The sequence below is a fragment of the Kitasatospora sp. SolWspMP-SS2h genome (genome assembly GCF_003259315.1).
Classification (GTDB): Bacteria; Actinomycetota; Actinomycetes; order Streptomycetales; family Streptomycetaceae; genus Kitasatospora; species Kitasatospora fiedleri.
Window position 1 is genome coordinate 231,017 of record NZ_QLLT01000006.1, and the last position, 14,659, is coordinate 245,675.

Consider the following 14,659-nt stretch of genomic DNA (forward strand, 5'->3'; position numbering starts at 1 on the left):
CCGCCGGGCGGCTCGGGCCGACGGGACCTCGCTCGGGGTGGGCTCCCGGGCCGAGCCGGCGGACGTGCTCTCCGGGCCGTGACCGGACGTCCCGCCCCGGCCGTGGCGCCCGGGCCGTGACGTGCGGTCCGGGTCGGCCGGGCTGGCCGGGGCGGAGTCGAAACCCGGGCCCGTACAACGGATTGGCCAAATACCGGAAGGATCTCGCGGAGTGTCGTCGCCCAGTGGCAGACTGCATCCCACGGGGTCCACTTGGCGTTCCTGGGGCGGAGGTTTGCATGACGGGCCTGCAGACGGGCAGCGGTGCGACCGCGCGTCGCATCCAGTTGGGCGCCCAGCTGCGGCGCCTGCGCGAGGCCCGCGGCGTGACCCGGGAGGACGCCGGGTACTCGATCCGGGCCTCGGAGTCGAAGATCAGCCGGATGGAGCTCGGCCGGGTCGGCTTCAAGCAGCGTGACGTGGCGGACCTGCTGACGCTCTACGGCGTCGACGACGAGGAGTCCCGGGCCTCGCTGCTCGGCCTGGTCGGCGAGACCAACGCCCCGTCTTGGTGGCACGGTTACGGGGACGTCGTCCCCGGCTGGTTCCAGACGTACCTCAACCTGGAGGACGCGGCGAACCTGGTGCGCAGCTACGAGGTGCAGTTCGTGCCCGGGCTGCTCCAGACCCCCGAGTACGTGCACGCGGTGATGCGGGCCGGCAGCCCGGCCGCCCCCGACGAGGAGATCGCCCGCCGGGCCGCGGTGCGGCTGCGCCGGCAGCAGCGCTTCCTGGCCCCCGGGGCGACCGCCCGGCTGGAGCTGATCGTGGACGAGACGGCGCTGCGCCGCCCGTGCGGCGGCCCCGAGGTGATGGGCGGCCAGCTGGCCAGGCTGGCCGAGCTCTCCCGGCGCGAGACGATCAGCCTGCGGGTGCTGCCGCTGGGCATGGGCGCGCTGGCGGCGGACAGCGGGGCGTTCACGGTGCTGGGCTTCCCCGAGCCGGACTTGGCGGACGTGGTCTACGTCGAGCAGTTCACCACCGCGCTGTACCTGGACAAGCCGGTCGAGGTGGCCGAGTACACGACCGCGCTGGAGCGGGTGTCGGCGGCGGCGCTGTCCGAGGAGGAGACCCGGTCGCTTCTGGCGGAGATCCTCCAAGACGCCTGAACCGCACCTAAGATGATGATCCGTCAGTAGGTGGTCGTTAGTGCCGAGAGGGATCTGATGTCCTTGATCGCGGAACTCGCCCAGCAGTACATCGACGGTCAGTGGCGGGAGGGGACCGGCTCCTGGGACATCGTGGACCTCGACCCCTTCAGCGGGGAGAAGCTCGCCTCCTTCACCGTCGCCACCGCCGAGGAGATCGACCAGGCCTACCGCGCCGCCGAGCGCGCCCAGCCCGCCTGGGCCGCCACCAGCCCCTACCAGCGGCGCCTGGTCTTCGAACGCGCCCTGCGGGTGGTCGAGGAGCGCGAGGCGGAGATCCTCCGGGTGATGACCGTCGAACTCGGCGGCACCCTGATGAAGTCCGGCTTCGAACTCGCCCTGGTCAAGGACATGATCCGGGAGGCCGGCGCGCTGGCGCTGCGCGCCGAGGGCCGCATCCTGCCCTCGCCGATGCCGGACAAGGAGAACCGGCTCTACCGGCTCCCGGTCGGCGTGGTCGGCGTGATCAGCCCGTTCAACGCCCCGGTCTTCCTCTCGCTGAAGGCCGTCGCCCCGGCGCTCGCCCTCGGCAACGCGGTCGTCCTCAAGCCGCACCAGGACGCCCCGGTGGCCGGCGGCACCCTGATCGCGAAGATCTTCGAGGAGGCCGGGCTGCCGGCCGGCCTGCTGAACGTCGTCCTCACCGACATCGCCGAGATCGGCGACGCGTTCATCGAGCACCCGGTGCCCAAGGTCATCGCGTTCACCGGCTCCGACGGGGTCGGCCGGCACGTGGCGACCGTCGCCGCGAGCCACCTCAAGCGGGCCGTCCTCGAACTCGGCGGCAACAGCGCGCTGGTGGTCCTCGACGACGCCGACGTCGACTACGCGGTGGGCGCCGCCGTCGCCAGCCGCTTCGTCCACCAGGGCCAGATCTGCATGGCCGCCAACCGCATCCTGGTCGACCGCGCCGTGTTCGACGAGTTCAGCGAGAAGTTCACCGCCAAGGTGGCCTCGCTGGTGGTCGGCGACCCGGGCGACCCCGCCACCCAGCTCGGCCCGCTGATCAACTCCGCCCAGGCCGAGGCGATCACCGCCGAGGTCGAGCGCGCGGTGGCGGCCGGCGCCCGCCCCCTGCTGCACGGCACCACCGTCGGCACCCTGGTCCGGCCCAGCGTCCTCACCGACATCCCGGCGGACGACCCGATCCTGCGCCGCGAGGTGTTCGGCCCGGTCGCGCTGCTGATCCCCTTCGACGGCGAGGACGAGGCGGTCCGGATCGCCAACGACACCCCGTTCGGCCTGTCCGGCGCGGTGCACACCGCGAACGTCGAGCGCGGCGTGCGGTTCGCCCAGCGGATCGACACCGGCATGATCCACGTCAACGACGGCACGATCGCGGACGAGCCGATCGTGCCGTTCGGCGGCGAGAAGAACTCCGGGGTCGGCCGGCTCGGCGGCGACAGCAGCCTGGACGCGTTCACCACCGTCAAGTGGATCTCGATCCAGCACGGGCGCTCGCGCTTCCCGTTCTGAGCCGGGCCGCCCGCGCGGCTCCGGCGGCGGCGGAAGGGGCCGTCCGGGAGGGTGGCTCCCGGGCGGCCCCGCGCCCGCGACGGCGTCCCGGGGCTGGGCCCGGTCCGACCGGATCGACCGGACAGGGCCTAGAAGACCGGGACGCCGGCCCGGACCAGGCGCCAGGTGCCGTCGGCGTCGCCGGAGAAGTCGGCCGGGTCGATGACGCCCTCGGCCTGCACCCAGGCGATCATCGTGTTGCGGATCTCGTCGGAGTTCGCCCACACCTGCCGGGCGGCGGCGACGTGTGGGAAGTTGCCGCCGCCGCTGGCGCGGTAGTTGTTGACGGCGAGGACGAACTCCGCCGCCGGGTCGACCGGCGCGCCCTGGTGCGACAGGCCGGTGATGCGGCTGCCGACCGGCTGCGCGATGTCGATGTCGTAGGACAGGCCGTAGATCGAGTCGTAGTTGTAGTCGGGGGTGTTGCCGGCGTTGGTCAGCGCGTCCCGGTCGATCGGGGCCCCGGGGGCGACCTGGGCGTAGTACTTGGCGGAGTACTCCAGGTAGTCCTTGAGCTGGGCGCCGGTCAGGACGCGCGCCTCCAGGGTGTTCTCGTAGATGTACAGGCCGGCCGCGTCGCGCAGCTTGACCTGGCCGGCCGGGATGACCGCGGTGCGGTTGAACGGCGCGGCCTGGGCGAGCACCGGCAGGGCCGCGTACGGGCCGCCGGCCAGCGCGCCGCGCACCGCGTCGGCCTGGACCCGGCCGATCAGGTCGATGATCGGGGTGTCCCGGAAGCGGGACTCGGCGATGGAGAGGGTCTCCTTGCAGGTACCGATGACCTGGTTGACGTACGCGACGACCTTCCGGTGCTGGTCCTTGACCAGCTTGACGATCTTCGGGTCCTCGGCGACGGTGTTGGAGTTCAGCAGCCGCGCGCTGACGCCGGTGACGGTCCACCGGCCGCGGGCGTACTCGACCTCGAAGTCGAAGCAGGTCAGCCGCTCGCCCCAGAGCGCGGGCTCGGACAGGACGACGTTCTTGCCGGTCGCGGTGTTGACCACGATCCGCTGCGGGACCTCCTTGTGGGCGTGGCCGACCAGGATCGCGTCGACGCCGGGCACGGTGGCGGCGATCTCGGCGCCCGCGTTCTCCGCGTACGGCAGCTGGTCGCCCCAGGAGGAGGAGCCGTCCACGCCGGTGTGCGCGGTGATCACGACCACGTCGGCGCCGGCCGCGCGGACCTTGGGGACCCACTTGGCGGCGATCTCGGGGATGCCCGGGAAGGCCAGCTGGCCCTGCACGTTGGCCTTGTCCCAGATGGCGATGCCGGGGTTGGTCAGACCGAGGATGCCGACCCGGACCGGGCGGCCGTGGCCGAGGTGCAGCTCCCGGATGACGTAGGGCGGGAAGGCCGGCTTCTCGTCCTTGACGTTGACCGCGTTGGCGCCGAGCAGCGGGAAGTCCAGCTGCCGCTGGTAGGCGCGCAGCAGCGGGATGCCGTAGTTGAACTCGTGGTTGCCGAGCGCGGCGGCGTCGTAGCCCATGGCGTTCATGGCGGCGGCCATCGGGTGGCGCGGGGGGCGCTTGCCGGTGATCGGCTCGATCCGGGCGTAGTAGTACGAGAGTTGGGTGCCCTGGATGGTGTCGCCGGCGTCGATCAGCAGGGTGCGGCCGCGGCCCTTCTCCTTGCGGACCTGCTCGACCAGGGTGGAGACCTTGGCCAGGCCGACGTCGTTGTGCGCGGCGTCGTCGTACTCGGAGTCGGTGAAGTACTCCCAGTTGAGGACGTGGCCGTGCAGGTCGGTGGTGCCCATCACGGTGAAGGCGCCCTTGAACGGGACGGGCTCCCTGCCGTGGGACTCGTCCCGGTCGTGGTCCGCGGCGGCGGCGGGGGTGGCCGCGGCGGCGGACAGGCCGCCGACCAGGGCGGCGCCGGCCGCGGTGGCGGCGGAGCGGGTGACGAAGTCGCGGCGGTTGAGGGACATCGAGGACTCCAAGTCGGCGGTACGGGAGGTCAGCCGGCGTCCGGGGCGGGGCAGGTGACACCCCGCCACCCGTGGTGACGCGCGTAGAAAACGCGACTGGCAGTCTGCCGCTTTCCGGCCTCCGGGGCCAGACCCCGCCGCCGTCCAACGGGTGAGATCCCGGTGACCCCCGGGCGACGCGGCCGTCCGGCGCGAGCCGACCTCGGGTCTGCCACGAGAGCCGACCGGGGGCCGATGGCGAGCCCGTCGCGGGCCCGTCCGGTGGCCGCCGGACCGTCCCCCGGCGAACTCCCGTGCGTCAATCCGGGCGGCGGCCGCTCACCCCGCGCGCCACCGTTCGCACGGTGCGGGTCCGTTCACCGAATCTTCTGCCAACTGCCATGGCGGGACTGGCCGGAACCGCGCTGTTACGACCCGGTAATGCCTAGGCTCTGCTGTATGCGCCGAGCAAAAATCGTTTGTACTCTCGGGCCTGCCGCAGACTCGTACGACCAGATCAAGGCCCTGGTCGACGCCGGCATGGACATCGCCCGACTGAACCTCAGCCACGGCTCCCACGCGGAGCACGAGGACCGCTACCACCGGGTCCGCAAGGCCTCGGACGAGACGGGCCGCAGCGTCGGGGTGCTGGCCGACCTCCAGGGCCCGAAGATCCGCCTCGCCACCTTCGCCGACGGGCCGGTCCTGCTGGAACGCGGCGACGAGTTCACCATCACCGTCGACGACGTCCCCGGCGACCGGGAGGTCTGCGGCACCACCTACAAGGGCCTGGCCGCGGACGTCTCGCCCGGCGAGCGCATCCTGGTCGACGACGGCCGGGTCACCCTGGAGGTCACCCGCGTCGACGGCCCCCGGGTGCGCTGCGCCGTCGTCGAGGGCGGACTGGTCTCCGACCACAAGGGCCTCAACCTCCCCGGTGTCGCCGTCTCGGTGCCCGCGCTCTCCGACAAGGACGTCGAAGACCTGCGCTGGGCGCTGCGGACCGGCGCCGACATCGTCGCGCTGTCGTTCGTGCGCAGCGGGAAGGACGTCGAGGAGGTGCACCGGATCATGGCCGAGGAGGGCCGCCGGATCCCGGTCATCGCCAAGATCGAGAAGCCGCAGGCGGTGGAGAACCTCGAATCCATCGTGGACGCCTTCGACGGCATCATGGTCGCCCGCGGCGACCTGGGCGTCGAACTCCCGATGGAGCAGGTGCCGATCGTCCAGAAGCGCGCGGTCAAGCTGGCCAGGCGCAACGCCAAGCCGGTGATCGTCGCCACCCAGATGCTGGACTCGATGATCAACGCCTCCCGGCCGACCCGGGCCGAGGCGTCCGACGTCGCCAACGCGGTGCTGGACGGCACCGACGCGGTGATGCTCTCCGGCGAGACCTCGGTCGGCAAGTACCCGGTCGAGACGGTCCGGACCATGGCCCGGATCGTCGAGGCCGCCGAGGAGGAGGTCCTGGCGGAGGGCCTGCCGCCGCTCACCGCGAGCGGCAAGCCCCGCACCCAGGGCGGCGCGGTGGCCCGGGCCGCCGCCGAGATCGGCGACTTCCTGGACGCCAAGTACCTGATCGCGTTCACCCAGAGCGGCGACACCGCCCGCCGGCTGACCCGCTACCGCTCGCCGATCCCGGTCCTGGCGTTCACCTACGAGCCCGCCGTGCGCAGCCGGTTGGCGCTGACCTGGGGCGTGGAGACCTTCCTCGGCCCGTTCGTCACCACCACCGACGAACTGGTCGCCCAGGTCGACTCCGCGCTGCTGAGCCTGGGCCGCTGCGCGCCCGGTGACGTCGTGGTCATCACCGCCGGGTCCCCGCCCGGCCTGGCCGGCTCCACCAACCTGGTGCGGGTGCACCACGTCGGCGAACCGGCCAACTGACCGCCCGCGGCCGGGCCCGCCCGCCCCGCACCGGAGGCGGGGGGCGGGCCCGGCCGCCGCGTGACGGGCCGTCACCGGCTCCCCGCGCCCCCGGCGCGTTGTCGGTAGCATGCCCCGGGGGTCCCGGGGCCGGGCCGCGCCGGGAACAGGGGAAGGAACCGCTTGATACGCCGCCGCACCGCCGTGCTCTGCGCCGCGGCCGTCCTCACCGCCGGCTGCACCCCCTACGGCGCGGACACCCTGCGGGAGGTGGCGTCCGGGAGCCCCACCGGCCCCGCGGCCCGGAGCGTGGCCGTCGACCGGACGGCGTGGTGGGGCGGCAGCTCCTACCGGCTCACCAAGGTCACCGCGACCGGGCAGCCCGACGGCCGCACCGCGGTCGAACTAGTCCTGGGCGTCGTCGTCGAGTCGCCGGTGCCGGCCGCGTCCGCCCTGCCCCGGGTGGCGCTGGAGTCCGACGGCGTCGCGGTCAGCGGCCCGCTGGAGGTCCGGCCGCCGCCGTTCGGCTACGCCTCGCTGACCGTCACCGTGCAGGACGTCGGCACCCCCGGGCAGCCGCTGGACCCGGACCGCCTCGCCCTGGTGCTGGCCGCCCCCGGCGCGGCCCGCGCGGTGCTGCCGGTGGGCGCCCGCGCCGGACAGGACGGGGTCGACCTCCGGCCGACCCCGCTGCGCGCCTCCACCGGGGTGGTGCGCACCGGCCGCTACCGGCTGCTGCTGGCCTCCGCCCGGCTGCGCGAGGACTGCACCGGCAGCCCCGTCCCGGCCCCCGCGGTGCCGCTCGGCACCACGCCCTTCGTCCCGCGCGCGCTGCGCGCCCTGAAGCCGGGCCAGCACAGCGCGGAGATCCTGTTCGACGCCCCCGCCGGCACCACCGCCGACCGGCTGGACCTGCACCTGACCCTGCCCGACGGCCGCCGGCTCGCCCCCAGCGCCCCGATCGCCGCCACCGCCTACGTCGGACGGCCGGACACCGTCAGTTTGGCGGCCTGGTTCGACTTCTACGGGGAGACCGCCGGCACCTACACCCTGGAGGCGGCGGACGGCTCGGCGGAGGGCGCCGCGGCCGGGCCGGTGTCGATCACGCTCGGGGCCGGGTGAGGCCGGTCTCGTGTGCCGAGTCTCGGGTGCCGAGACGCGGGGCGGGGAGCCGGGGAGAGACGGCGGCGGACGCCGCCTTGGATTCGAAGGGAAAGTGCCCCGAGTGGGATTCGAACCCACACCGGACGGTGTTTGAGACCGTTGCCTCTGCCGATTGGGCTATCGGGGCCCAGCGGAACGAAGGTTCAACCCCCCACCGCGGTGAACCAAACATACCGCGTCTGGGTAGGCTCATGCATGCAGCACCCCGCCGGACCGAGGAGCCCCGTGAGCACCGCCGACGAGCAGGCACAGCCGCTTGACACCGACTCGCCCCAGATCACCCGAATCGTCATCGCCGAGGACGAGGCACTGATCCGCCTCGACCTCAAGGAGATGCTGGAGGAGGAGGGCTACACCGTCGTCGGTGAGGCCGGTGACGGCGAGACGGCGGTCAGGCTGGTCGAGGAGCTCAAGCCCGACCTGGCCATCCTGGACGTGAAGATGCCCGTCCTGGACGGCCTCTCGGCCGCCGAGCGCATCCACGAGCAGCACCTGGCCCCGGTGCTGATGCTCACCGCGTTCTCCCAGCGCGAGCTGGTCGACCGGGCCCGCGACGCCGGCGCGATGGCGTACATCGTCAAGCCGTTCAGCAAGAGCGACCTCGTCCCGGCCATCGAGATGGCGGTCTCCCGCTACACCGAGATGCGCACCCTGGAGCAGGAGATCGCGGACCTCTCGCAGCGGCTGGAGACCCGCAAGCTGGTCGACCGCGCCAAGAGCGTGCTGCAGACCAAGTTCGGCCTCAACGAGCCCGCCGCGTTCCGCTGGATCCAGAAGACCTCGATGGACCGCCGGATGACCATGGCCGCCGTCGCCGAGGCCGTGATCGAGGAGGGCGCCGCCCAGGACCGTAAGAAGACCGAGGCCGCCGAGGGCTGAGCCCGCCGGGGGCCGAGCCCTCGGTGGGCCGAGCCCGCCCCGCGCGCACGTGCCGGTGCCCCCGCCCCCCTCGACGGGGGCGGGGGCACCGGCACGTGCGGAGGGTCAGTCCTCGCCCAGGTACTGGCGGCGCACCGACTCGTCGTGCAGCAGCTCCGCGCCGGTGCCCGACAGGGTGATCCGGCCGGTGGTCATCACGTACGCCCGGTCCGAGAGCGAGAGGGCGGCCTGCGCGTTCTGCTCCACCAGCAGGATGGTGGTGCCCGCGGCCTTCAGCTCCACGATGGTCGCCATGATCTTCTGCATCATCAGCGGCGACAGGCCCATCGACGGCTCGTCCAGCATCAGCAGCTTGGGCCGGGACATCAGCGCCCGCCCCATCGCCAGCATCTGCTGCTCGCCGCCGGAGAGGGTGCCCGCGGCCTGCTTGCGGCGCTCGGCCAGGATCGGGAAGAGCGTGCAGGCCCGCTCCACGTCCTCGGCGATGCCCGCCGCGTCCCGGCGCAGGAACGCGCCGAGCAGCAGGTTCTCCTCGATGGTCATCCGGGGGAAGATGTGCCGGCCCTCGGGGGAGTGCGCCAGGCCGAGCGCGACGATCCGGTGCGCGGGCACGGTGTCGATCGCCGCGCCCTGGAACAGGACCTTGCCCGAGGTCGGCCGCAGCAGCCCGGACAGGGTGCGCAGGGTGGTGGTCTTGCCGGCGCCGTTGGTGCCGATCAGGGTGGTGACCTCGCCCTCCGCGACCGTGAACGAGATGCCTTTGACGGCCTCGATCTTGCCGTAGGCGACACGGAGGTCCTCGACCTCCAGCAGAGCGGTCACTGGCCGTCCTCCTGAGCTGCGGTGGTTCCTTCGAGCGGGGCGCCCAGGTACGCGGTGACGACCCGCTCGTCGTTCTGGACGGTCTCCCGGTCGCCCTCAACGATCTTCCGGCCCTGCACCAGCACGGCGGTGCGGTCGCACAGGTTGAAGATGAACTTCATGTCGTGCTCGATCACCAGCACGGCGATGCCCAGGTCCCGGATGGCGAAGACCAGTTCCTCGGCGGCCCGGGTCTCCTGCGGGTTCATGCCCGCCGTCGGCTCGTCCAGCAGCAGCACGCCCGGCTCGGACGCCAGCGCCCGGGCGATCTCCAGCTTGCGCTGCTCGCCGTACGGGAGGTTGCGGGCCAGGTGGTCGGCCTTCGCGCCGAGGCCGCAGAACTCCAGCAGCTCCCGGGCGCGTTCGCGGCTCTCCGCCTCGGCCCGCCGGTAGCCCGGGCCGCGCAGGATCGCCGAGAACAGGCCCTCCTTGGTGCGGGTGTGCCGGCCCACCAGGACGTTCTCCAGCGCCGTCATGTTCGAGAACAGCCGGATGTTCTGGAAGGTCCGGGCGATGCCCGCCTGGGTCACCAGGTGCGGCTTCGGCGGCAGCACCGTGCCCTTGTACTTCACGGTGCCCTCGGTCGGGACGTACAGCCCGGTCAGGCAGTTGAAGAAGGTGGTCTTCCCGGCGCCGTTCGGGCCGATCAGGCCGACGATCTCGCCCTGGCGGACCGTCAGGTCGACGTCGTTCACGGCGGTGAGGCCGCCGAAGCGCATCACCACGCCGGAAGCCTCCAGCACGGGTTCGGCGAGCGGCCCGGACGCCGGGGCGGCGGGAGCGGTGTCGGTGGTCGTCACGGTGCTCACGCCCCAGCCTTGGTCGGTACGTCGTCGATCGGGGCGGCCTGCGCGGGCAGTTCCGCGTCCGCCTCGTGGAACTCCAGCTGCTGCCGGCGGCCCGCGATCAGGCCCTCCGGGCGGAAGCGCATCAGCAGGATCAGCGCCACGCCGAAGGCCAGCAGCTGGTAGGACTGCAGGAACTGCAGCTTCGCCGGGATCAGGAACAGCAGGGCCGCGCCCACCAGCGGGCCGCTGATGGTACCCATGCCGCCCAGGATCACCGCGGCCAGCAGGAACGCCGAGTTGGGCGGGACGGCCCCGGCGAACTGGTACTGGTCGGGCGAGACGGCGCTCGCCACGTGCGCCTGCACCGCGCCGGCCAGGCCGGCCAGGGTGGCGCCCAGCGCGAAGGCGATCAGCTTCACCCGGAAGCCGTTGATGCCCATCGCCTCGGCCGCCGTCTCGTCCTCGCGGATCGCCACCCAGGCCCGGCCGATCCGGGAGTTGGCGACCCGGCCGAACACCGTCACCACGATCGCGGTGGCCACCAGCATCAGCAGCAGGTAGTTGCCGAACTTGCCCAGGTGCAGGCCGAGGACGTCGTGCGGCTGGCCGAAGTCGAAGCCGAACAGGCTGACGTCGGGGATCGCGGCGATGCCGTTGGGGCCGTTGGTCAGGCTCGGGCCGGAGCTGCCGTCCAGGTTGTTCATCGCGATCCGGAAGATCTCACCGAAACCGAGGGTGACGATCGCCAGGTAGTCGCCGCGCAGCCGCAGCGTCGGGGCGCCGATCACCACGCCGAACACCAGCGCGGCCAGCGCGCCGACCAGCGCGGCCAGCGGGAACGGCAGGTGCACGCCGCGGAAGGCCGAGAACGGCGAGCCGGAGACCAGCGCCGCCGCGTACGCGCCGACGCCGAGGAAGGCCACGTAGCCGAGGTCGAGCAGACCGGCCAGGCCGACCACCACGTTCAGACCGAGTGCCACGGTGGCGAAGATCAGGATGTTGACGCCGATCAGGACGTACGTGTCGCTGCCCTGGGTGAACGGGAACGCGGCGGCCGCGGCGAACGCCGCCCCGGTGGTCACCGCCCGGTGCCGGGTGGTCAGTTCGGCCAGCCGGCCGACCGCGCCGGAGGCGTTCAGCGCGGCGGTGGCGGCGGCCACCAGCAGCAGGAAACCGATGAACAGCTCGCCGTACTCGGTCGAGATGCCGAAGTCGGCGACGGCCAGGCCCACCGCGAACACCGCGGTGATCACCAGGATCTCCGCCCAGGACGGCAGGGCGCGGGCGGCGGTCCGCCGGCGCTCGATCCGGCCGATCCGCAGCCAGTGGTCCAGCAGCAGCCACAGCCGCAGCACGGCCAGCAGGCCGGGCAGGGCGAGGAAGAACCAGGTGTTCTCGGTGAGGATCGGCTGCACGCCGGTGGGGATCGCGTGCAGCAGCCAGCCCTGGTCCAGGCCGAAGTACACCAGCAGGGCGACGGCGGCCACCGCGTACGCCCACCAGCGCTCGGTGGGGCGCCGGACGGTGGTGCGGCGGTCCAGCGGCAGGCCCAGCGCGCCGGCCACGGCCAGCAGCGAGCCGACGCCGGCCACCCAGCCGCCCGGGTCGAGGTTGGCCAGGCCGCCGAGCTCCGCCGCGATCGCGACGACCGCGTACCAGCACACCGCGAGGGTGCCGATGGCGGCGAACAGCACGCCGTTGTTGCTGCCGGAGGGGCTCAGCCAGCGCAGCCCGGGCACCCGCGCGGCGGCCAGCGCCAGCAGGACGGTCAGCAGGCCGCCGACCAGGGCCAGCCACTGCAGGCCGGCCGGGGAGCCGTAGTAGGTCAGGTCGCCGGGGAAGTCGGCGGTCCAGGTCCAGGACATCAGCGCGGAGGCCGCGGCCAGGACGCCGCCCGCCACCACGGCGGCGCGGGCCGCGGCGGTCGGCAGGGGCAGGACGGGGGTGGTCTCGTGGGACGTGGTCATCTGCCTCACACCCGATCCGCGACGCGCTCGCCGAGCAGGCCCTGGGGCCGGACCAGCAGCACGACGATGAGCAGTACGAACGCCCAGACGTTGGCCCAGCCGGCGCCGCCGAGCTGGTGCAGGCCGGGGACGTTCTCGATGTACGCGGTGGCCAGCGACTCGGCGACACCGAGGACCAGGCCGCCGAGCATCGCGCCGTAGATGTTGCCGATGCCGCCCAGGACGGCCGCGGTGAACGCCTTCAGGCCGGCCATGAAGCCCATCATGAAGTCGATGTTGCCGTAGCGCAGGCCGTGCGCCACGGAGGCGATCGCCGCGAAGGCCGCGCCGAGCGCGAAGGCGACCACGATGATCCGGTCGGTGTTGATGCCCATCAGCTTGGCGGTGTCCGGGTCCTGCGCGGTGGCCTGCATGGCGCGGCCGGTGCGGGTCAGCCGGACGAACGAGGCCAGGAAGACCATGCACAGCGGGGCGGCGATCAGGAGGAACAGGTCGTTGCGCTGGATGTGGAAGAGGCCGAGGTCGAACGCCGCGCCGTTGAAGTGCGGGAAGGAGACGGCCTTCTTGGCGCCCGGGTAGAACGCCCAGACCACCTGCTGGAGCGCGATGGACAGGCCGATCGCGGTGATCAGCGGGGCCAGCCGGGGCGCGGTGCGCAGCGGCCGGTAGGCGAACCGCTCGGCGGCGGTGGCGGTGACCACGGAGGCGATCACACCGCCGACGATCATGACCGGCAGGGCCAGCCAGAGCGAGGTGCCCTGCGGCAGCGCCGCGTAGGCGGTCAGCGCGCCGAAGCCGCCGATCATGAAGACCTCGCCGTGGGCGAAGTTGATGAGCTGGACGATGCCGTAGACCATCGTGTAGCCGACGGCAATCAGGCCGTACATCAGCCCGAGCATCAGGCCGTTGGCCAGGTTTTGCGGCAGTTCGTGCACCGCAGGCCTCCGTGGTTGGGGGGAAGGAGAAGCGGGGGGCGCTCGTGGCGCCCCCCGCCGATCGGCTGTGGGTGGTGCTGGGAGGGATCAGCCGTTGTAGGTGCCGCTCTTGACGGCGGTCCACTTGCCGTCCTTGACCGTGTAGACGGTCAGCTGCTTGTTGGTGGTGTCGCCGTACTCGTCGAAGGAGACCTTGCCGGTGACGCCGTCGAAGGAGACCTTGCCGAGCGCGTCGATGACCTTCTGGCGCAGGTCGGAGGGCACCTTGCCGCCGTTGGCCGCGACGACCGCCTTCACGGCCTCGACCAGCGACCAGGCGGCGTCGTAGGAGTAGCCGCCGTAGGCCGCGTACGCGTCCTTGTAGTTGGCGGCCTTGTAGTCGTCGATGAAGGTCTTGGCGGAGTCGAGCTCCTCGACCGGGGCGCCCACCGAGGTGGCGAGGTCGCCGTTGCTGTTGCCGTTCGACAGCTTGATGTACTCGTCGTCGTAGATGCCGTCGCCGCCGAACAGCGGGACGGCGGCGCCGGCCTTCTTGATCTGGTCGGAGAGCGGGCCGGCCTCGGGGTACTCGCCGCCGTAGTAGACCGAGTCGGCGCCGGCGGCGGCGACCTTGGTGGCGACCGCGGAGAAGTCCTTGTCATCGGGGTTGACGTGGTCGGTGCCGACCACGGTGCCGCCGAGCTTCTTGAACTCCTCCTGGAAGATCGCGGCCAGGCCCGCGCCGTAGGTCTTCTTGTCGTCGATGACGTAGACCTTGGTCTTCTTCGCGTCGTTGAACAGGTACTGGGCGGCGAACTTGCCCTGCACGACGTCGGTGGTGGCGGTGCGGAAGAACGAGGCGTACGGGCGGGCGAACTTGCCGCTGCCCCAGTCCGGGCCGAGGCTCAGCTGCGGGTTGGTGTTGGCCGGGGAGATCTGGGCCAGGTGGGCGTCGTTGAAGACCTTCTGCATGGTCAGCGAGACGCTGGAGTTCAGCGGGCCGACCACGCCGGCGACGTCCTTCTCGCCGACCAGCTTGGTGGCGTTCTGCTGGCCCGAGGTCGGGTTGGCCTGGTCGTCCAGCGCCTCGATGGCGAAGGTGACGCCCGGGACGACCTTGTCCTTGTTGGCCTTGTTGACGGCCAGGTCCACGGAGTTCTTGATGCCCTGGCCCAGGGCGGACAGCTTGCCGGTGAGCGGGGCGTCCACGCCGATGACGACCTTGGTGTCGCCCTTCGCGCTGTCCGAGCCGGAGTCGGACTTTCCGCCGCGCGAGCCGCACGCGGAGAGCGTGAGCGCTCCGGACACGGCAATGGTCACGATGAGAAGTGAGCTCTTTCGCACGAGGAGGGTCTCCTTCGGGATCTGGAGGACACGCGCACAGGGCTGGCGGTGCCGAATCGCGACGGCGCCGCCCGGTAACCGGACGGTGCGGTGACTGGGCGTGACTCTAGACCGCCGCTGGCTGCTCGGGCAGTGGGGCGGGTGAGGCTGTGATTCTCTTGTTATGACCACGGCGTCGGCTGATCTCACATCATGGTCGAAAACCCCAGGTGGAGCCCGAAATTCCGGGCCCGGTCCCGAGTAGCGGATGGACTCCTTCCTCAACGC

11 protein-coding genes and 1 tRNA gene are annotated in these 14,659 nt (G+C 72.1%); 5 read left to right on the forward strand and 7 right to left on the reverse strand.

All coding sequences use genetic code 11. The features are described 5' to 3' along the window. The first annotated feature begins 278 nt into the window (after positions 1 to 278). Both K353_RS09900 and K353_RS09905 read left to right on the forward strand, forming a co-directional pair. Entirely contained in the window at positions 279 to 1,148 is an 870-nt protein-coding gene (locus K353_RS09900; protein WP_111553198.1) for a helix-turn-helix transcriptional regulator, read from the forward strand. A 57-nt stretch (positions 1,149 to 1,205) separates the two neighbouring features. After that, positions 1,206 to 2,663 carry an aldehyde dehydrogenase family protein gene (locus tag K353_RS09905; protein WP_111553199.1) on the forward strand — a complete coding sequence of 486 codons (1,458 nt, stop codon included), beginning with the start codon at positions 1,206 to 1,208 and terminating at the stop codon, positions 2,661 to 2,663. A 128-nt stretch (positions 2,664 to 2,791) separates the two neighbouring features. Here the strand turns inward: K353_RS09905 and K353_RS09910 are convergent, their stop codons facing one another. Further along, positions 2,792 to 4,630, reverse strand: coding sequence for a bifunctional UDP-sugar hydrolase/5'-nucleotidase (locus tag K353_RS09910; protein WP_111553200.1), 1,839 nt, complete (start codon positions 4,628 to 4,630; stop codon positions 2,792 to 2,794). Between the two features lie 438 nt (positions 4,631 to 5,068). Between K353_RS09910 and pyk the strand changes: the two genes are divergently transcribed. Both pyk and K353_RS09920 read left to right on the forward strand, forming a co-directional pair. Then, positions 5,069 to 6,496 carry a pyruvate kinase gene (gene pyk / locus K353_RS09915; RefSeq protein ID WP_111553201.1) on the forward strand — a complete coding sequence of 476 codons (1,428 nt, stop codon included), beginning with the start codon at positions 5,069 to 5,071 and terminating at the stop codon, positions 6,494 to 6,496. A gap of 162 nt (positions 6,497 to 6,658) precedes the next feature. After that, a complete protein-coding gene (locus tag K353_RS09920) occupies positions 6,659 to 7,597 on the forward strand; it encodes a hypothetical protein (RefSeq protein ID WP_111553202.1) in 939 nt (312 codons plus the stop codon). A gap of 95 nt (positions 7,598 to 7,692) precedes the next feature. Here K353_RS09920 and K353_RS09925 read toward each other — a convergent pair. Further along, positions 7,693 to 7,766: transfer RNA gene (locus K353_RS09925), tRNA-Leu, on the reverse strand. Between the two features lie 98 nt (positions 7,767 to 7,864). Here K353_RS09925 and K353_RS09930 point away from each other — a divergent pair. Further along, positions 7,865 to 8,518: an ANTAR domain-containing response regulator gene (locus tag K353_RS09930; RefSeq protein WP_100835731.1), complete on the forward strand. Its 654-nt coding sequence runs from the start codon at positions 7,865 to 7,867 to the stop codon at positions 8,516 to 8,518. 105 nt (positions 8,519 to 8,623) lie between these two features. On the opposite strand, the gene K353_RS09935 is transcribed toward K353_RS09930, so the two are convergent. From K353_RS09935 to K353_RS09955, 5 genes are all read right to left on the reverse strand, one after another. Continuing rightward, positions 8,624 to 9,340, reverse strand: a complete 717-nt coding sequence (locus K353_RS09935) for an ABC transporter ATP-binding protein (RefSeq protein WP_100835730.1) — start codon at positions 9,338 to 9,340, stop codon at positions 8,624 to 8,626. After that, complete coding sequence (locus K353_RS09940) at positions 9,337 to 10,188, reverse strand: ABC transporter ATP-binding protein (RefSeq protein ID WP_111553203.1); 852 nt, start codon at positions 10,186 to 10,188, stop codon at positions 9,337 to 9,339. The genes K353_RS09935 and K353_RS09940 overlap by 4 nt, the downstream gene beginning before the upstream one ends. Then, positions 10,185 to 12,134, reverse strand: a complete 1,950-nt coding sequence (locus K353_RS09945) for a branched-chain amino acid ABC transporter permease (RefSeq protein ID WP_111553204.1) — start codon at positions 12,132 to 12,134, stop codon at positions 10,185 to 10,187. The genes K353_RS09940 and K353_RS09945 overlap by 4 nt, the downstream gene beginning before the upstream one ends. A gap of 5 nt (positions 12,135 to 12,139) precedes the next feature. After that, the gene (locus K353_RS09950; protein WP_111553205.1) at positions 12,140 to 13,069 is read right to left on the reverse strand and encodes a branched-chain amino acid ABC transporter permease; all 930 of its coding nucleotides are present in this window, start codon (positions 13,067 to 13,069) and stop codon (positions 12,140 to 12,142) included. Between the two features lie 87 nt (positions 13,070 to 13,156). After that, positions 13,157 to 14,392: a branched-chain amino acid ABC transporter substrate-binding protein gene (locus K353_RS09955; protein ID WP_111553206.1), complete on the reverse strand. Its 1,236-nt coding sequence runs from the start codon at positions 14,390 to 14,392 to the stop codon at positions 13,157 to 13,159. Between the last annotated feature and the right edge of the window lie 267 nt (positions 14,393 to 14,659).

Excerpts from the sequence above, each read along its gene's own strand:
- K353_RS09900 (WP_111553198.1), top strand. The coding sequence starts at position 279 with ATGACGGGCCTGCAGACGGGCAGCGGTGCGACCGCGCGTCGCATCCAG.
- pyk (WP_111553201.1), top strand. The coding sequence starts at position 5,069 with ATGCGCCGAGCAAAAATCGTTTGTACTCTCGGGCCTGCCGCAGACTCG.
- K353_RS09905 (WP_111553199.1), top strand. The coding sequence starts at position 1,206 with ATGTCCTTGATCGCGGAACTCGCCCAGCAGTACATCGACGGTCAGTGG.
- K353_RS09910 (WP_111553200.1), bottom strand. The coding sequence starts at position 4,630 with ATGTCCCTCAACCGCCGCGACTTCGTCACCCGCTCCGCCGCCACCGCG.
- K353_RS09945 (WP_111553204.1), bottom strand. The coding sequence starts at position 12,134 with ATGACCACGTCCCACGAGACCACCCCCGTCCTGCCCCTGCCGACCGCC.